The sequence below is a fragment of the Litchfieldella anticariensis FP35 = DSM 16096 genome (genome assembly GCF_000409775.1).
Classification (GTDB): domain Bacteria; phylum Pseudomonadota; class Gammaproteobacteria; order Pseudomonadales; family Halomonadaceae; genus Litchfieldella; species Litchfieldella anticariensis.
This window is the reverse complement of the sequence record NZ_KE332388.1, coordinates 1,023,676-1,042,043: the sequence shown is the minus strand read 5'-3', so window position 1 is coordinate 1,042,043 and position 18,368 is coordinate 1,023,676. Positions and strand designations below refer to the sequence as shown.

The following is an 18,368-nucleotide window of genomic DNA, read 5'->3' as shown; positions in this document are numbered from 1 at the left end:
AATTACCGTACGGTAACTCTGGTGAGCAACTATTCAACGGGAAAAGCGTCGCTTCACTTCCAGCTTGAGGCGCCCTTCACCGAGGCGGGCGGTGAGCCCCTGGCCGGGCTGGGTATCCTGGGCGCGGCGAACGACGTGTCCCTTGTCATCCTCGAGGATGGAGTAGCCACGGCTCAGTACCGCTAGCGGACTCACTGCCTGCAGTTCCCTCACGACGGAAGAAAGTCGTGCTCGGTGGTTCTCCAACTGACGCGGCATGGCGGTGTAAAGCCTGGCTTGGGCCAAGGTCAGGCGCTGCTGAGCCTGACGCAGTTGTTGGGTAGGGTCGAAGGCACGCAGGCGAGCCCGGGCATGCTGCTGGCGCTGGCGATTCATCGCCAGGCTGGCGTACATGGCGCGCTGTAACCGTCCTTCTAGCTGATTCAGATGCTGGCGTTGCTGGACCAGGCGCTCACCGGGATGTCGCAGCCGTGCGCGAAGGTGATCGAGACGTTGAGCCTCGACATCGAGGCGACCGCGTTGGGCTCGCAGCAGGCGCGCCCCAAGCTGGCTCAGGCGGTGCATTAGGTCGCGTTGGTCGGGCACCAGTTGTTCGGCTGCCGCCGACGGTGTGGGGGCGCGCACGTCGGCGGCGAAATCGGCCAGTGTCACGTCCACTTCATGGCCCACCGCCGACATCACCGGCAAGCGAGAATGGAAGATCGCCCGTGCCAGGTGCTCGTCGTTGAAGGCCCACAGGTCTTCCAGGCTGCCACCGCCCCGCGTGATCAACAGCACATCGCGGTCGGGATCGAAGCGTCCATCTGCTTGAGAGAATCGATTGATCAGTGCCAAGGCACGAATCATCGCTGGTGCTGCTTCGCGGCCCTGCACCGGCACCGGTATCACGCTGACCTGGGACAGTGGCCAACGCGTCGTGAGCACCGCCAGTACATCGCGAATCGCCGCGCCCGTGGGCGAGGTCATCACCAGCAGGTGACGCGGCGGAAAGGGTAGGGGGCGGGCATTGGCGAACACCCCCTCGGCGGCGAGGCGCTGCTTGAGCTGCTCGAAGGCCACCAACAGATCGCCCTGGCCAGCCGGTTGCACCGCATCGACGATCAACTGGTAATCGCCGCGTGGCTCGAAGATCGACAGCTTGCCGAGCAGCCGCACCCGGTCGCCATCCTTGAGTGGCGTGGCCACGAAGCGCGCGCGATTGCGGAACAAGGCACAGCGCAACTGGGCGCGGTCGTCCTTCAAGGTGAAATAGACATGCCCCGAGGCCGGCCGCGATACCCCCGACAGCTCTCCCTCTACCCAGCACTGACCGAAGTCGCGCTCTAGCAACAGGCGTGCGCGGCGGTTGAGCTCGCTGACGGAAAGGGCGGGTTCGGCGGGTTGGGGCATGGACCAGGCATCCTTGGTGACGGTGCCGCCTAGCCTAACATCTTGTGGCCGCTCAGGGGGCGGGGTATACGAAACCCCCGCCCCAGGTACGAGCCATGCTCGGGGGTTACAGCTTGCTCTCCAACTCCGGCAGCACCTCGAACAGGTCGCCTACGAGGCCATAGTCCGCGACCTGGAAGATCGGCGCGTCCTCGTCCTTGTTGATGGCCACGATCACCTTGGAGTCCTTCATCCCCGCCAGGTGCTGGATCGCCCCCGAGATGCCCACCGCGATGTACAGCTCCGGGGCGACGATCTTGCCGGTCTGGCCGACCTGCATGTCATTGGGCACGAAGCCGGCATCGACCGCCGCCCGCGAGGCGCCGATCGCCGCCCCCAGCTTGTCGGCGATACCCTCGAGCAGCTTGAAGTTCTCGCCGCTGCCCATGCCGCGCCCACCGGAGATCACCACCTTGGCCGCGCCCAGTTCGGGGCGCTCGCTCTGCGCCAGCTCCTCGCCGACAAAGGCGGAGAGTGCATTCTCGACCACGATGTCCACGGCCTCGATCGCGGCACTGCCGCTCTCGGCTACCGCATCGAAGGCCGAGGTGCGCACGGTGATCACCTTGAGGGGATCGGCGCTCTGCACGGTGGCGATGGCGTTGCCGGCATAGATCGGGCGCTGGAAGGTATCGGCACTCTCCACACCGATGATGTCGGAGAGCTGGGACACGTCCTTGAGCGCGGCCAGCCGCGGCAGTACGTTCTTGCCGGTGGTCGAGGCGCTAGACAGCACATGGCTGTAGTCATCGGCCAGCGCGGCCAGCAGCGCGCCCAGCTGCTCGGCGAGCTGGTGGGCATAGACAGCATGGTCCGCCACGCGCACCCGGGTCACGCCGTCGAGCTGGGCGGCGGCCTCGGCCACGGCGGCAACGTTCTCGCCGACGACCAGCACGTCGATAGCGCCGCCACTGGCGTTGGTAATCTGCTGGGCGGCAGCGACCACATGGGCCGTGGCAGCACCGAGTTGACCCTCGTGATGGTCGGCCAGGATCAGAATGCTCATGAAATCAGCCCCTTTCAAAGCACTTTGGCTTCGTTCTTGAGTTTGTCGACCAGCTCGTCCACCGAGCCTACCTTGATGCCGCCCTGGCGCTCGGCCGGCGGCTCGACCTTGAGCAGCGTGACCTTCGACGCCACCTCGACCCCCAGCGCTTCGGGCGTCTGGGTGTCCAGCGGCTTCTTCTTGGCCTTCATGATGTCGGGCAGCTTGGCGTAGCGCGGCTCGTTGAGGCGCAGATCGGTGGTGACGATAGCCGGCAGGCTCAAGTCGACGGTCTGCAAGCCGCCGTCGATCTCGCGGGTCACCTGCAGCTTGTCCCCGTCCACTTTCACCGCGGAGGCGAAGGTGCCCTGGGGCAGCCCGGTCAAGGCGGCAAGCATCTGCCCGGTCTGGTTGTTGTCGGTGTCGATGGCCTGCTTGCCGAGGATCACCAGTTGCGGCTGCTCCGCCTCGACGACCTTGGCCAGCAGCTTGGCCACTGCCAGCGACTCGACCTTGGCCTCGGTCTCGACGTGAATGGCGCGATCGGCGCCCAAGGCGAGCGCGGTGCGCAACTGCTCCTGGGCGGCCTTGGGGCCGACGGTGACGGCGACCACCTCGCTGGCCACACCGCGCTCCTTGAGGCGCACCGCTTCTTCCACGGCGATCTCGCAGAACGGGTTCATGGCCATCTTGACGTTGGTGAGGTCGACGTCGGAGTTGTCCGGCTTGACCCGGATCTTGACGTTGTAGTCGATGACGCGTTTGACCGCGACGAGGATTTTCATTCCATGCTCTCCCGGTTTCTTGATTGACTTATTTTATTTTACCGCGATCCACTTGCCGCCTGGTGAGCCGCCGCAAGACCACGATGAATGATCTGCTCAATGCCCCCATCAATCATCGTGCGTAACCCCTTGGCCGTGGTGCCGTCATAGGAAATCAGCCGCTCCACCATGTCACCGGGGTCGTCACCTAGCCTTTCCAGCAATAGGCTGCCGCCTACCAGGGTCTGCATGACGGCTTCGAGGGCGATATCGTCGGCGATGCCCATCTGCCTGGCGTGCTCCAGCATCGACTGGGCTAGCAAGGCGGGGTAGGCCGGCCCGGCACCGCTCAGCGCCGTCATATAGTCGAGATCTCGCTCCGTGGGCAGCTCCCGTGCCTTACCGCAGCTTTCGAGCAACGCCTGAACGAGCTGTCTATCAGCTTCGCTAACCTGCTGTGAGGCATGCCACGGAAAATAGGCCCGGCGGATTTCCGCCGCGGCGTTCGGCATGGCACGCACCACCCGGCGACTCCCCACCTGGCCGGAGATCTCCTGCAAGGAAGCCATCGCCAACAGGGAAATGACCAATTTGTCATGTGCCGCGATATTGACGCTGGCGAGATCCTGCGGGCGCACGGAGAGCACGATAACATCCGTCAGATCGACCAACTCTTGGTTGTCCTTGACGCAACGGACGTCGGGCCAGTCGCGGTAAGCGTCACCGCTCCCGGAACGCGATGAGACCACTAATTGGCGGGCGGACACAATGCCCTGTTCCAGCAAGGCAATCCCTAATGACCGCCCCATCCACCCATGACCACCAACGATGCCGATCACAGCGTCTTGCGACATTCGTTCAATCTCCTCTTGCCATAAGCCGACATCTCGCCGGTAACTAGTTTCATCGCTTCATGACGGCCTGTCACATCGGATTTTCGTTTTTATGTACACTTGTGTGCATTCAGTTGACGAGTGTGTACATTCACTATTAACGTTGTCAAGTACACAACAAGATCGAGGAGGCCTGACCATGGCTAACGACCCGCTGCTGCAGCCCTTTCAGCTCAAGCATCTGACCCTGAAGAACAGGCTCATGATGACGTCCCACGAGCCCGCTTACCCTGAGGACGGAATGCCCAAGGAGCTCTACCGCGCCTATCACGTCGAGCGGGCCAAGGCTGGCCTGGGCTTGACCATGACAGCTGGTTCGGCGGCGGTGGCCAAGGACAGCCCTCCAGTGTTCAACAACATCCTGGCCTACAAGGACGAGGTGGTGCCCTGGATGCGCGAGCTGACCGACGCCTGTCACGAGCACGGCACTGCGGTGATGATCCAGTTGACCCACCTGGGCCGGCGCACCCGCTGGGACAAGGGCGACTGGCTGCCGGCGGTGTCGCCCTCTCATCGCCGCGAAGCATCCCACCGTGCTTTTCCCAAGCAGGTCGAGGACTGGGATATCGAGCGTTTGATCAAGGACTATGCCGATGCCGCCGAACGCATGCACGAGGCCGGCCTCGATGGCATCGAGCTGCAAGCCTATGGCCACTTGATGGACCAGTTCTGGTCGCCGCTGACCAATACTCTCGAGGCGCCTTACGGCGGGAATCTCGACAACCGGCTGCGGTTCACCTTTGAGGTGCTGCGTGCCATTCGCCAGCGGGTCGGCGAGTCGTTCATCGTTGGTGTGCGCTATACCGGCGACGAGATGCTGCCGGGCGGGCTGACAGCCAACGACGGGATGGAGATCTCGCAGCGTCTGAAGGACAGCGGCCTGGTCGATTTCCTCAACGTGGTCCGCGGCCATATCGACACCGACCCGGGGCTCACCGACGTGATCCCCATCCAGGGTATGCCCAGCGCCCCGCACCTGGATTTCGCCGGCGAGATCCGTCGCCAGGTGAATTTCCCCACCTTCCATGGTGCCAAGATCCAGGATGTCGCCACTGCCCGCTATGCCATCGCCTCGGGCAAGGTCGACATGATCGGCATGACCCGCGCCCACATGGCCGACCCGCACATCGTGCGCAAGATCATGGAGGGGCGCGAGGAAGAGATTCGTCCCTGTGTCGGCGCCAACTACTGCCTCGATCGCATCTACCAGGGTGGCGCCGCCTACTGCATCCACAACGCCGCCACCGGGCGCGAAACCACCATGCCCCACACCATCCCCAAGGCATCGCAAACGCGTCGGGTGGTGATCATCGGCGCCGGGCCCGCGGGGCTGGAGGCCGCCCGCGTCGCCGGCGAGCGAGGCCACGAGGTGGTGGTGCTGGAAGCCGCCAGCGATGCCGGCGGGCAGGTGCGCCTCACGGCGCAGAGCGAGCGTCGTCGGGAGATGATGGGCATCATCGATTGGCGCCTGGCGCGCTGCGAGGCCCTCGGCGTCGAGATCCGTTACAACGTCTGGGCCGAGGTCGAGGACGTGCTCGCCGAGAAACCGGATGTGGTGATTGTGGCCACCGGCGGCTACCCCCAGGAAGACCAGCCTGAGATTGGGCACGACCTGGTGGTCAACACTTGGGATATCCTTTCCGGGCACGTGTCACCAGGCAAACGGGTACTGTTGTTCGATGATGCCGGTGATCATGCCGCCATGCAGGCGGCGGAGATCATTGCCGCTACCGGGGCCGAGCTCGAGATCATGACCCCCGACCGCACCTTCTCGGCGGAAATCATGGCCATGAACCTGGTGCCGTACATGCGTTCCCTGCAGCGACCCAACGTCACCTTCACGCCCACCTACCGATTGAAGTCCGTGCAGCGGGATGGGAACGAACTGCTGGCCAAGATCACCAGCGATTACGCATTTCAAGATCAGCAGGACCTGGACCAAGAGCAGCGTATCGACCAGGTGGTGGTCAATTACGGTATCACGCCGATGGCCGACATCTATTTCGAGCTGAAGCCGCATTCCCGCAATGGTGGCGAAGTGAACTACGAGGATCTGATCGTCGGCAAGCCGCAGGCCGTCATCCGCAACGCGGGCGATGGATTCCAGCTGTTCCGGATCGGCGATGCCGTCGCATCCCGCAACACCCATGCCGCCATTTACGATGCCCTGCGGCTGGTCAAGGATCTTTGATGCCATGAAAGAAATTTTTCAGCCAGCTAAGTCCGGTCGATCTGATATTGAGCAATTCTTGGTCATCGAGACGGAGTCGCTTGATTGGCAGGACAGTGGGATACCAGGCTTTCAGCACAAGGTTTTGTATCGCGAAGAGAATGATGCCATCGAAACCATGTTGATCGAGATGGCTCCGGGAGCGTTCTCGGACAGTCATTCTCACGATAGGCGTGAGCAGATCTACGTGATCAATGGTGATTTCTACGACCAAAATCATCGCTACAAAGCTGGTGATTTCCTTATGCGCGAGCCGGAAACGAACCATATCGCCGGAAGCGATGGAGGCGCCTTGATTCTTCTTGTCTTCTCGAAATAGCAATCACTTGCAAGGGCATGCTCCGCTTCCACACCAGCCGGCTTGCTGGCCGGATCGCGCAGGAAATCTGCACTCCTACGAGAGCCGGGCTAGCAGCTTTTGTGGTAGGAGTACAGCCTGCGGCGCGATTGCCTAGGCCACTCAAGCCAGGCTGATGGTTGGGTCTCCTAACGGAACCACAACGCGGTCATCGGCGTAAAGGTCACGATCATCAGTACGATGAACATGGCCAGCAGGAACCATTTGCAGTATCCCATGACCTGCTCGATCTTCATGCCGGTGGTCGAGCAGACGGTGAGCAACACGCTCGCCACGGGTGGCGTCTGCTGTCCGATGCCCAGGTTGAGACAGACGATTACGCCAAAGTGCACCGGATCGATGCCAAGCTGTGTCGCCATAGGCAACAGTAGGGGCACCACCACGATGATCGCCGCGCTGGCATGCAGGAACATACCTAACAGCAACACGAAGATATTGATGATCAGCAGGTTGAGGATATAGCTGTCGGTGATACCGCCCAGCGCGCTGGCGATCTGTTGGGGTAACTGCTCATTGGCTAGATACTGCCCCAGAATGGCAGAACCTGCGACGATCATCATCACGACGGCGGTTTGTCGTGCTGTTGTCACCAAGAGCTTCCAGATGATGCGGTAGTCGAGGTCGCGCGTCCCGAACAAGCCGAACAGCAGGGCGATCATCACCCCGATGCCCGCAGCTTCGGTCGGGGTATAGATGCCGGCGATCAAGCCGCCCACCACGATCACCGGGATCATCAAGGGAATCAGCGCCCGCTTGAATGCAGTGCCGAGTGCCTTGATCTGGAAGTCGCCCTCACGCGGATGTTGCTCACGTCGTGCGAACAGCCAGGACGTCACCATGAAGGCGGCTGCCAACAGCAAGCCAGGCACGATACCGGCGATGAAAAGGTCGCGAATCGAGGTGTTGGTGGTCACGCCATACAACACCATGGGGATCGATGGCGGAATGATGATGCCAAGAGTTGCCGAGACCGCCGTGATCGATGCTGCAAACCCCTTGGGATAACCGCGCTGCTCCATCTGGGGTACGAAGATCTTCGACATTACGGCCGCATCGGCCACCGCCGAGCCGCTCATTTCCGCCATGAACATCGACGTGACCACATTGATGTGGCTCAGGCCGCCACGCAGCCAACCCACCAGGGCCGCAGCGAGATCGATCAAGCGCTGTGCGATGCTTGTCGCACTCATCAGTTCGCCCATCAGGATGAACAACGGTATCGCCAGCAGCACCAGTGAGTTGGTGCCGGAATAGATTTGCACCGGGATCATCAACAGGTTGATATCCGCCAACCACATCGAAATCGCGGCGGTGATCATCAGGGCAAAGCCTACCGGCACACCCAGAAGAATGATGCCGAACAGCATCGCAACGACACCCCAGGCCATCAGGGATTCCTCCAACGTTGAATAAGGCGGACGCTCAATGCCACCACCATCAGGGCGCTGGCAATGGGCAGCACGCTCATGAATACCCCTTGGGCGATGGGTAGCGTCTCGATGGATCGGCCGCCGACACGGTCGATCATCTGCCATGACTTGATACCGAGAAGCACGAAGAATCCGATGACCGCCGTGTCGCCGATCACCAGAACCGCTCGGCGAAGCACGGAAGGGAAGGACTCGACCAGCATGTCGAAGGCAATGTGGCCTTCCTGCCTGGCAGCGATATAGGCGCCGAGAAAAGCGATCCAGACGAGCAGAAACCCTGGTACTTCATCAGCCCAAACCAGGCCGGAACCGAGCACATAGCGATAAAAGACATTCAGGCAAACGGCGACGGTGGTGAGGGCCACCAGGGCCCCCACAACGGTCTCGATCAAGCGATCCAGGTATCTCAACATCGTCTCGACTCCAGCGATCACGAAGATTCGGCGGTCTGACGAACGATGTCGAGCCAGTCATCGCCGTACCGGTTGACGTAGTCGTCATAGACGGACTGCACGCTGTCCCGGAAGGGGGCCAGGTCGACCTCATTGATCTCCAATGAGCTGCGCATGGCCTCGAGGTTCGACTGCTCGATCTCGGCGGCCTGGGCATATGCCTCGTCGCGCATCTCATTGGCCACTTCGATAAAGGCCGTTTGTTGCTCTTCGCTCAGCGAATCCCAGAAACCAGGCGACGCCAGCAAGAAAGAGGGCGTGTAGACATGGCGTGTCATCGACAGGTAGTCCTGCACCTCGTACATCTTCTGGCCATAGAAGCCGTAGGTTGCGGCTTCTGCACCATCCACCACGCCGGTCTGCATGGCAGTGAAGGTTTCTCCCCAGGCGATCTTGGCGGGTACCGCCCCCAGTGAAGCAAAGATCTGCTGACGGAAGTCTCCACCGGAGATGCGGATCTTCATTCCCTCCAGGTCGTCAGGAGCCTCGATGGGATGGCTGGAGTTGATGATGTGGCGGAAGCCGTTTTCATAGATTCCCACCACCTTGGCGCTCATGCTGTCCTCGACGGTTTCGACCAGTGCATCTTCCAGGCCGGCAGCCATCGCCTGCTGGACATTCTCACGATCCTGGAACAGCCATGGCAGGTCGAAGAAACCGAGTTTGTCATCCACCTTCAATACCCCAGAGGCGACGTTGACCATCTCGATCGTATCCAGTTGCAGATTGTCGATGAGTGCCGATTCCTTACCGAGCTGGCCATTGGGATAGAGCTCGAAGGTGAACTGACCCGGCAAACGTTCTTCGATCTTTTCCGCGAACATTTCCACTTGCTTGGCAAGCGGCGATTCGGCGGAAACATGGGTGGCGATACGGACTTCTTGTGCCGCGCCGGCGTGCACACTCAGCGCGAGCAGGCCTATCCCCGCAATGCTGGGCAGCAAGAACGTCTTGTTGTTGATCATGGCGTAGCTCCTCGGAGAGTCATATTGGAGGGTGGTTAATAAGAAAAGTGGTGAGTCCATCCACCTAGCGGATATCGAAGCTGTAATGGAACCAGTCGAGTCGACCTCGACTCAGTCGCCACTCCAGCGGTCGCTCGTCATATCCTCTGGCCAGACGAGTGATTTCGATGACTAGTTCCCCCGCGCCCAACCCGAGGTGGCGAGCGGGGCCTTCCGGTGCTGGGCCTGCGGACAGCGTGTCTGTGGCGCGGAAGACCACTTCGCCGCAGACTTGTTCATAGAGGGGATAGAGCAGATCCCCCCACTCCTCTGGTGGCAGATCCAACAAGGGATGGAAGCGGGCCCGTGACAGGTAGATGACTTCGTGCAGTAGTGGCATCTCATCGACGCGCCGCACCCGCTCGATTTCGATCAATTCGCTGTTCTCAGCGACTTCGAGATGACGACAGATCTTGGCGGACCCAGGCACCTCACGTACCCCGAGCAACTCGCTCTTGGGATGCAGTTGAACTCCCTCTCGGTCGGTCAGACGGAAAAAGCGGGCCAGTGAGTGGCTGAAGTCCGCCCGACGCACGAAGGTGCCCTTGCCATGCTGGCGCTCTACCCATCCGCGATCGACGAGCATGTCGACAGCCTTGCGGGCCGTGCCCGGGGCAACACCGTGCGATTGTGCGATGTTCATTTCCGATGGCAGGACATCGCCCGGCTTGAGGCTGCCATGCTGTATGTCGGTCAGCAGCGCCTGATAGATGCGGTAGTACCGCGGGCTGCGTGACTCGTCTTGCTGGGAGTTGGCTTGCATCGTCATATGCTCTAGTGTACTTATGGTCTTATATAAGAGTAGATATCTATGACATGCAAAGCACCTTGGTACAACCCGGATTCGACCAATGTCTAAAATCGTTGATGCCCACGCTCACGTCTTCACCCACCAGTGTCAGTTCGCGAACAACCCGCGCCACTGCCCAAGCTATGAAGCGCCTTTGACCACCTATCTCGATTTGCTGGACCGCTGGGGGATTGCGCATGGTGTGTTGGTCCAGCCCAGCTTTCTTGGCACCCACAACGACTATCTGATGGAATGCTTGCGCCGGCATCCAAAGCGACTCAGGGGAGTGGCCGTGTTGGATCCTAGAGTCGACGATGACGAGCTTGATGAAATGGAGACGTTGGGCATTCAGGGCTCGCGCCTCAACTGGATTGGACGGACGGTGGATGCACTTCAGGCATCACAATGGAGAGACTTGTTCTGTCGTCTCGAATCACGTCGCTGGCATGTGGAAATCCAGGCAGAGGGCAACACCCTGCTGTCGATTCTCGACCTGTTGGCCCAGTGGGAACTGGATCTGGTGATCGACCATTTCGGCAGGCCGAAGGACAATGCGTGGCGTGATCCCGTCATCGATCGACTGTGCGAGGGAAAGGAGTCTCAGCGCTACTGGGTCAAGTGTTCAGCCCCTTACCGCAGCCAAGGCGATGGATTGAGCGATGTCAGCAAACGGCTCCTCGAATCCTTGGGACCGCATCGACTCATGTGGGGCAGTGATTGGCCCTGGACGGAACATGAGCACCTTTACAGTTATGAAAAGGCACTCCACGACATCGGACAGTGGATACCCGAGTCTGAACTGGAGCAGGTCACTAGCGAGACAGCACGGCGATTTTATGGGTTCGATGGATAAACGCACTAAGCACTCAATCGCTTGAAACGACTCAACAACACCGGCATCAGCAGGATCAGCACCGTGATACGCAGCAGGTGGTGCGAGGTCACGAAGGCGGGGTCGATGCCGAGTGAGAGGGCGACAAGGCTCAGTTCGGGCGCGCCGCCTGGCATGTAGGCCAGCAGTGCCGCGGCCAAGGAATAGCCCGTCAAGGCGTGCACGATCCACGCGGCGAGGATGGCGATCAGCAACAGGGCGATCGTCTGCACCACAGCCATCATCAGGTTGTAGCCCACATCTATCAGCGAGGTGCCGGCGAAGCGCACCCCCACCGAGACGCCGATGATGACCTGGGCCAGGGTGATGATCGTCGGTGGGATGGCGGCTTCGGTCACGCCTGTCAGGTGCAGCGCGGCCGAGAGCAGCGCCGGCCCGAATAGCAGGGCGTTGGGCAAGCGCAACCAGTTCCCCAGCCACACGCCGGCCACCGCCGCAGCGGTGAGCCAGGCCGCATCCTCCAGCGTCGGCAGCCACAGCCACTGCGCGAGGCTTATCCCACCAGATTGCAGGCTGACATGACCGATGAGCTGCAACAACGGCGGAATGGCGATCAGCAGGATCAGGATGCGGATAGCATGGGTCAGCCCAACGACCCGCAGATCGGCGTTGGAGTCCATCGCCATCAGCGTGACCGCCGACACGCCACCGGGCACCCCCGAGTACATGGCGGTATCCAGCGAATAGCCGGCCACGCGGCGCGAGAACCACACCGAGAAGGCCATCATCACCGCGGTGGCCAGCAGCATGATGACCAGGCTGGCGCCCCACAGGGGCAAATCACCGGACAGATCGGGAGTGAAGGCCGAGCCCAGCATTACGCCAATGACCACCAGTACTGCCTTGCGCGATGAACTCGGCGGGCGCAGCCGGACGCCCGTCAGGCTGACGAGTGTCGTCGCGAGCATTGCACCCAACAGCCACGGCAAGGGCGTGTGCAGCCAATAGGCGAGGGCGCCACCGCCGATACCCAGTACCAGTGTCGGCAGGAACCTGCCCTTGGTGATCATCCGCTGCCTGATGGTGCTGCTCAAGATGTCGTATCCCCGGTGAAACATAAGTGCCCGCTGTGAGGCCACAGCGGGCTCGCAACGCTATCAGTCGTCCTCGACTTGCTCCAGTGGCTTGCCGCTGGGTTGTAGCTTCGACAACAGCTTGGGCAGCAACCAAGGCAATACCAGCAGTGCCGCGGCGGCGATCCACAAGCCCAGCGAGATGCCCGAGCGCCATAGGATCTCCACGTCGCCGCCGCTGATCGACAGGGCGCGGCGCAGGTTCTGTTCCATCAGCCCACCGAGTACGTAGCCGAGGATCACCGGGGCCAGCGAGAAGCCCAGCTTGCGCAGCAGATAGCCAAACACGCCGATGATCAGCATTAGGTAGATGGCAGTCAGATCGGAGTGCAGTTGGTAGACCCCCACAAAGGCCAGGATGGCGATGCCTGGCACCAGCACCCAGCGCGGGATGGTCAGTACCCGAGCGAATACCCCGGCGAGCGGCAGGTTGAGTGCCAGCAGCACCAGGTTACCGATGTACAGCGAGGCGATCAGGCCACCAGCCACTTCCGGGCGTTCGCTGAACATCATCGGCCCCGGGGTGATGTTGTAGAGCATCAGCGCTCCAAGCAGCACGGCGGTAGTGCCGGAGCCGGGAATGCCCAGGGTCAGCATCGGCACGAACGAGCCCGCCGCCGCGGCATTGTTGGCTGCTTCCGGCGCCGCCAGGCCGCGCATGTCGCCGGTGCCGAAGGTGCCTTCCTTGTCGGAGAGGCGCTTTTCGGTGGTGTAGGACACCGCGCCGGCCACCGAGGCACCGGTACCGGGCAGCACACCGATGATGAAGCCGATCAACCCCGAACGCAGCATGGCGCCCTTGCAGTACAGCACTTCCTTGAGGCTGATGAACACCCGCCCCAGCGGGGGAATGTCGCCATCGGAATCCTTGCGGTTGGCGTGCTCGAGCATCAGCAGGATCTCGCTGATCGCGAACAGCCCGATGATCATCACCACGAAGTCGATGCCATCGTAGAGTTCGGGCATGCCGAAGGTATAGCGCAACACCCCGGTGCCGGAATCGATGCCAACGGTGCCGATCAGTACCCCGAGCACGGCGCCGATGGCGGTCTTGGTCGGGTCCTTGCCCATCATTACCGACATCGAAGCGAAGGCGAACACCATCAGGGCGAAGAACTCGGCGGGCCCGAACATCACCGCGACCTCGGCCAGCAGCGGGGCGAACAGCGTCAGGCCGAGAATGGCGATAGTCGCGCCAACGAACGAACTGACCGCCGACAGGCCAAGCGCTGGACCGGCGAGCCCCTTCTTGGCCAGCGGATGGCCGTCGAGGGTAGTCATTACCGCACCGGCGTCACCGGGCACGTTGAGCAGGATGCTCGACATGCGCCCGCCATACTCGGACCCGGTATAGATGCCGGCGAGCAGGATCAATGCCGATTCGGCCGGCAGACCCAGGGTATAGGCCAACGGCATGAGGATGGCGATGCCGTTGATCGGGCCGATGCCTGGCAGGGCGCCGAACAGCGTGCCAAGCAGGGCGCCGAGAAAGGCTAGCCCAAGATTCAGCGGGCTTAGCGCGACGCCGAAGCCCTGTATCAGGAAATCAAACATGATGGCGTACCTCTAGGCCCTAGATGAGGCCTTCCAGCCAGTAACCATTGGGCAGGGATATTCCCAACCCATGGGTGAACAGGAAATAGCTGCCCATGGCCATCAACACGCCGGTCAGCAGCGCCTTACCCCAGGAAGCGGCGAAGATTCGTGCCAGGGCGACGATCGCCAGCAACGAGGTGGCAACGAAACCAAGGCGTGTGAACAGCAGCGCGTAGACCAGCAGTACACCGAGCACCGCTAGCAACTTCACGGCCAGGGCACGGTCGGGCCAGTGGCCGTTGGCGCCGGGCTTGAACACCAGCACCAGCGACAAGGCGGCCAGCAGGATCGCCAGGCCCAGCGGAAAGGCCTTGGGCCCCACGGGATCGTAGCTGAAGGGCACCTCCAGCCTGAGGGCCTGGACGGCGACGAACGCCGCCAGACCGATCAGGAAGACGCCCAGCCATCGGTCGGCGGCAAGCTTCATTGGCTCAGACCCACTTCATCTGCCAGCGCCTTGAATTCACCGACCTGCTCCTGGACGTAGCTGTCGAAGTCAGGACCAAAACGGGACATCGGGAACAGCCCACGGGCCTCGCGCAGCTCGGCGAACTTCGGGTCCTCGGACAGCGCGGTGAACCGCTGGACCCAGGTATAGTAAGCCTCGTCGTCGACTTCGGGACCCATGTAGTAACCGCGCCAGATCGGCCACTGCACGTCGTAGCCCTGTTCGGCGGCGGTGGGGATCTCGGCGTAGGGCCCGTTCATGCGCTCCTCGGAGAGTGCCGCCAGCACGCGGATCTTGCCGCTTTCGAGCTGCGACTTGAGCTCAGAAAGATCGCCGGTGAAGACCTGGATATGGTCGCCAAGCAGTGCCGCCAGCGCTTCACCGCCGCCCTCGAAGGCGACATAACGCAGGCTCTTCGGTGAGATGTCAGCGGCCTTGGCGGTCAGCGCTGCCTTCATCCAGTCCTGGCTGCCGATCGTACCGCCGGCGCCGAAGGCGATCTCGCCCGGGTTGTCGCGCAGGTCGGCCATCAGCTCGTCGAGGTTCTGCCAGGGCGCGTCAGCGTTGACCACGATAGCGCCATAGTCGACACCCAGCGCACCCAGCCAGCGCACTTCAGTGGCGTCGTACTGGCCGAACTTGCCCAGTGCCAGGTTGACTGCCGCGCCGGTGCTGGCCGCCACGATCAGGTTGGGGTCGTCGGTGCGTACGCCATTGACATGGTTATAGGCCACGGCGCCAATGCCGCCCGGCATGTAGCTGACGGCCATCGGCTTGTCGATCAGCCCGGTTTCCTGCAGGCCATTGGCCGCCAGGCGACAGGTCAGGTCGTAGCCGCCACCCGGTTTGGCCGGGGCGATACACTCGGTGGAATCGGATTGGGCCTGCGCACCGCCGGCCAGCAGCAAGCTGCCCAGCAGGGCCAGGCCAGAGCAGTGACGGAAAGCCTTGTTGATCTTCATGGCGAACTCCTGTTCTCTTGTTCTGGTTACGAGGAGGAATTTCCCCGCCTGCCATCGCTGTGGATGACACAACGGCATGCTAGGCGCGCAACCTTTCATCAACCTGTCATTTCGTCACCGCCTCATGAGACTTTGGTCGTATGCGTCTGCTCGTCGTCGAAGATGATCCGTTGATTGCCCGCTCGCTGAACCAGGCCCTGACCCCACTGGGCAATACCGTCGAGGGCTTTACGCGTTATGCCGAAGCCAGCGCGGCGCTGCGCCACGACCGCTTCGACCTGATCCTGCTCGATCTGGGGTTGCCCGACGGCGATGGGCTGACGCTGCTTGGCGAACTGCGCGAGCGCGGCGACACCACCCCGGTGCTGATTCTCACCGCGCGCGACGGCATCGACGACCGAGTTCGCGGGCTCGACCTGGGAGCCGACGACTACCTCGCCAAGCCGTTTTCGCTTGCCGAACTCGAGGCGCGGGTGCGTGCCTTGTTGCGTCGTAGCCAGCAACGTACCGACAACCGCCTGAGCCTGGGTGCACTGTGCTTTGACTCGACCTCGGGCGTCGCCACGCTGAACGGCGAGGCGCTCGACCTGCCGCGTCGCGAAGTGCGCTTGCTGGAAGGGTTGTTGCTGCATGCCGGCAGCATCACCCCGCGCGAGATGCTCGAGAACCGACTGTTCGGCTTCGGCGACGTGGGCTCCAATGCCCTGGAGGTCTACATCAGCCGCTTGCGCAAGCGGCTGCAGGGCAGCGGGCTGCGCATCCGCACCTTCCGTGGCCTCGGCTACCGGCTCGAGGAAGAGCCGCGGTGATCGAGGTCGACGGTACCCTCAAATCGCGCTTGGCGGTGTGGCTGCTGGTGACCGTGAGCGCACTGGGTGCGCTGCTGTTGATCGAGGCCTATCTCAGCTCGCAACGTGCCGCCGAGCGCGCCTACGACAGCCAGCTCGAGGCAGCGGCGTTGACCATCGCCGAGGCCGTGCAGTGGCAGGAAGGGAAGCCGGTGGTGGAAATTCCTGCCGCCGCGCTGCAGATCCTCGCCACCCGCCATCAGGAACGGGTCTTCTACGCCGTGCTCGATGCCGACGGGAAGCGGGTCTCGGCCAACCTGGATTTCCCCATTCAGGCCGATTGGCGCCAACAAGTCGACGAGCATCCTGTGTGGACGGATGCCGACAACCTCGGCGCCGGCTGGCGCCTGCACGGGCGGGAGTTCGACTCGGCCGGCTGGGAAACCCAGGACCCGGTGCAGATCTGGGTCGGCCATACCCTGGCGGGGCGTCAGGCACTGACCTGGGAACTATTCGAACGTGCGGTGACGCGTTTCCTGGTCATGGTGCTGGTGGCGGGATTGTTGATGCTGCTGGCGATGCGCGTGGCGTTGAACCCCATGCGCCAGTTACGCCAACTATTGCGCCAGCGCGAGGCCGACGACATGCGCCCGTTCGATGCGCGGGTGCCCGAGGAACTGCGCGAACTGGCCGAAACCCTCGACACCCTGTTTGCCCACCAGCGTGAGAGCCGCGATGCGTTGTTGCGCTTTACCGCCGATGCCAGCCACCAGCTCAAGACCCCGCTGGCCGGGTTGCAGAGCACCAGCGAACTGGCCCTCAAGAGCCACCAACCAGACGAATGGCGCCGGGCGTTGGTGGAGGTCCACGATGGGGCCGAACGCACCAGCCGCCTGGCGAGCCAGCTGCTGAGCTTGGCGCGGCTGCGTCACGTGGTCGATGGCAGCGAGATGAGCCGGCTCGACCTGGGCGCGCTGTTGCGCGAGACGCTGTTTGACTGGGCCGGGCGCGATGTCGCCCAGGATCACGACCTAGGGCTGGCCGAACTGCCCGACACGCCGCTGTACATTCATGGCGAGCCATGGGCGCTGCGCGAACTGCTCGGCAACCTGATCGACAACGCGCTGCGCTACACACCGCCGGGTAGCATGATCACCCTGGGCCTGGTGCGGCATGGCGACGAGGTGGAACTGTTCATCGAAGACGATGGCCCCGGCGTGGCCCCCGAAGTCCTGGCGCGTCTGCACCATCCCTTCGAACGCGGTGGACGCCAGGACACCCACGGTTCCGGGCTGGGGCTGGCGATCGTCGACTCCATCGCCCGACGTCACGATGCCCGTCTGAACGTGGCACCGCATACGCCGTGCGGGCTGAGGGTGAGTCTTTATTTTCCCCTGTCACGTTAGAGGGTATTTATAACACAGTCATAATTTCTCGCTGTCACCGCCCTTATCATCGAGAGTAATATCCACTCTCGCATGTAAAATAAGACATGTCTTATCCACTTTGCGCATGATCGTGACGGCACATCTGTAGTGTGGTTCAGCAGGCCGATAAGCTGACCTGCCGCTTTCCTGAATGACACTGCCGCACCATGATCTTTGCCCGTATCAAACACCGGAGAGACATCAGGGACATCGACCTTCCCTATGTTGAAAAGACTCCTTTCCTCAGTCGATATGCCGAAACCTTGAGCGGGTATGAGTTATCCGACCTTTACCGGAAAGTGTCACCTTATTCCCATGATGTTGGCATATCCCGCGACGAAAAAATCAAGGCAATCGACAACGCCCTCAAGAGCGGGGAGTTGTTCATCGTTCACACCTTCGATCCGCCGAGCCATGCCGTCGTGACATGGGGTGGAGAGAAATGGCGCTCGAATCTGGCCTCGTATGATGCGGGCGGTTTTCTTGTCGACACCTTGCTGCCGTCGCTGAATGCTCGAAACCTCACGCCAAAGGAAGTTTCGCTGAGACGACGGGGCGTTTATCCCTCCCGTCCCGCGCCTTCGCCACCGCCGCCCGAACCCGTGCTCACACCCGAGCCTCCCGTACCTGACCCACTGCCGCCACGCGTCTTTGCCCATTCTCGGCGGGTGGGCTGGGGATGCGCGGATGCTGGAACGGAATGCGAAAGTTCCACCTACAGTGGCACGGCGCTCTATCTCGCCGGAAAAAGCGGCGATGACGACCAGGCGTTCCTGCAACCTCCTCGTATAGGCGTTCAAACACGGAACCGGTTGGCAACGTTGGGAAGCTGGCGAGCCGCCGGGTTC

At 62.0% G+C, this 18,368-nt stretch carries 17 protein-coding genes and 1 pseudogene; 6 read left to right on the top strand and 12 right to left on the bottom strand.

Annotation, left to right across the window (positions count from 1 at the left end; all coding sequences use genetic code 11):
• Nucleotides 1–33: 33 nt before the first annotated feature.
• From xseA to L861_RS11755, 4 genes are all read right to left on the bottom strand, one after another.
• On the bottom strand, nt 34–1,389 hold the full coding sequence (gene xseA, locus L861_RS11770; RefSeq protein ID WP_016416191.1) for an exodeoxyribonuclease VII large subunit: 1,356 nt from the start codon (nt 1,387–1,389) through the stop codon (nt 34–36).
• A 106-nt stretch (nt 1,390–1,495) separates the two neighbouring features.
• Nucleotides 1,496–2,434: an electron transfer flavoprotein subunit alpha/FixB family protein gene (locus tag L861_RS11765; RefSeq protein ID WP_016416190.1), complete on the bottom strand. Its 939-nt coding sequence runs from the start codon at nt 2,432–2,434 to the stop codon at nt 1,496–1,498.
• A gap of 14 nt (nt 2,435–2,448) precedes the next feature.
• The gene (locus L861_RS11760) at nt 2,449–3,198 is read right to left on the bottom strand and encodes an electron transfer flavoprotein subunit beta/FixA family protein (protein ID WP_016416189.1); all 750 of its coding nucleotides are present in this window, start codon (nt 3,196–3,198) and stop codon (nt 2,449–2,451) included.
• 38 nt (nt 3,199–3,236) lie between these two features.
• Nucleotides 3,237–4,031, bottom strand: a complete 795-nt coding sequence (locus L861_RS11755; protein WP_016416188.1) for a pyrroline-5-carboxylate reductase family protein — start codon at nt 4,029–4,031, stop codon at nt 3,237–3,239.
• Nucleotides 4,032–4,209: 178 nt separating this feature from the next.
• On the opposite strand from L861_RS11755, the gene L861_RS11750 reads away from it, so the two are divergent.
• Nucleotides 4,210–6,261: an NADH:flavin oxidoreductase gene (locus L861_RS11750; RefSeq protein ID WP_016416187.1), complete on the top strand. Its 2,052-nt coding sequence runs from the start codon at nt 4,210–4,212 to the stop codon at nt 6,259–6,261.
• 4 nt (nt 6,262–6,265) lie between these two features.
• Nucleotides 6,266–6,619 (top strand): cupin domain-containing protein, encoded by a 354-nt coding sequence (locus L861_RS11745; RefSeq protein WP_016416186.1) that lies wholly within the window; start codon nt 6,266–6,268, stop codon nt 6,617–6,619.
• A 167-nt stretch (nt 6,620–6,786) separates the two neighbouring features.
• On the opposite strand, the gene L861_RS11740 is transcribed toward L861_RS11745, so the two are convergent.
• The 4 genes from L861_RS11740 to L861_RS11725 form a co-directional block, all read right to left on the bottom strand.
• Nucleotides 6,787–8,046 (bottom strand): TRAP transporter large permease, encoded by a 1,260-nt coding sequence (locus tag L861_RS11740; protein ID WP_016416185.1) that lies wholly within the window; start codon nt 8,044–8,046, stop codon nt 6,787–6,789.
• Nucleotides 8,046–8,501 carry a TRAP transporter small permease gene (locus tag L861_RS11735; RefSeq protein WP_016416184.1) on the bottom strand — a complete coding sequence of 152 codons (456 nt, stop codon included), beginning with the start codon at nt 8,499–8,501 and terminating at the stop codon, nt 8,046–8,048. Before L861_RS11735 ends, L861_RS11740 begins: the two co-directional genes overlap by 1 nt.
• Before the next feature lie 17 nt (nt 8,502–8,518).
• Nucleotides 8,519–9,505: a TRAP transporter substrate-binding protein gene (locus tag L861_RS11730; protein ID WP_016416183.1), complete on the bottom strand. Its 987-nt coding sequence runs from the start codon at nt 9,503–9,505 to the stop codon at nt 8,519–8,521.
• 64 nt (nt 9,506–9,569) lie between these two features.
• Complete coding sequence (locus L861_RS11725; protein WP_016416182.1) at nt 9,570–10,307, bottom strand: GntR family transcriptional regulator; 738 nt, start codon at nt 10,305–10,307, stop codon at nt 9,570–9,572.
• A gap of 88 nt (nt 10,308–10,395) precedes the next feature.
• Here L861_RS11725 and L861_RS11720 point away from each other — a divergent pair, with 88 nt between their 5' ends.
• Nucleotides 10,396–11,187, top strand: coding sequence for an amidohydrolase family protein (locus L861_RS11720; RefSeq protein WP_016416181.1), 792 nt, complete (start codon nt 10,396–10,398; stop codon nt 11,185–11,187).
• 5 nt (nt 11,188–11,192) lie between these two features.
• Here L861_RS11720 and L861_RS11715 read toward each other — a convergent pair whose 3' ends face one another.
• From L861_RS11715 to L861_RS11700, 4 genes are read right to left on the bottom strand one after another with little or no spacing between them, the layout of a single operon-like run.
• Entirely contained in the window at nt 11,193–12,284 is a 1,092-nt protein-coding gene (locus L861_RS11715) for an AbrB family transcriptional regulator (RefSeq protein WP_201766424.1), read from the bottom strand.
• 39 nt (nt 12,285–12,323) lie between these two features.
• On the bottom strand, nt 12,324–13,853 hold the full coding sequence (locus L861_RS11710; RefSeq protein WP_016416179.1) for a tripartite tricarboxylate transporter permease: 1,530 nt from the start codon (nt 13,851–13,853) through the stop codon (nt 12,324–12,326).
• A 19-nt stretch (nt 13,854–13,872) separates the two neighbouring features.
• Nucleotides 13,873–14,322 (bottom strand): tripartite tricarboxylate transporter TctB family protein, encoded by a 450-nt coding sequence (locus tag L861_RS11705; RefSeq protein ID WP_016416178.1) that lies wholly within the window; start codon nt 14,320–14,322, stop codon nt 13,873–13,875.
• Entirely contained in the window at nt 14,319–15,305 is a 987-nt protein-coding gene (locus tag L861_RS11700) for a Bug family tripartite tricarboxylate transporter substrate binding protein (protein WP_016416177.1), read from the bottom strand. Before L861_RS11700 ends, L861_RS11705 begins: the two co-directional genes overlap by 4 nt.
• Nucleotides 15,306–15,445: 140 nt before the next feature.
• Here L861_RS11700 and L861_RS11695 point away from each other — a divergent pair, with 140 nt between their 5' ends.
• From L861_RS11695 to L861_RS24905, 3 genes and pseudogenes are all read left to right on the top strand, one after another.
• The gene (locus L861_RS11695; RefSeq protein WP_016416176.1) at nt 15,446–16,114 is read left to right on the top strand and encodes a response regulator; all 669 of its coding nucleotides are present in this window, start codon (nt 15,446–15,448) and stop codon (nt 16,112–16,114) included.
• A complete protein-coding gene (locus L861_RS11690) occupies nt 16,111–17,499 on the top strand; it encodes a sensor histidine kinase (protein ID WP_016416175.1) in 1,389 nt (462 codons plus the stop codon). The genes L861_RS11695 and L861_RS11690 overlap by 4 nt, the downstream gene beginning before the upstream one ends.
• 188 nt (nt 17,500–17,687) lie before the next feature.
• A pseudogene (locus L861_RS24905) lies at nt 17,688–18,368 on the top strand (hypothetical protein); the annotation flags it as partial.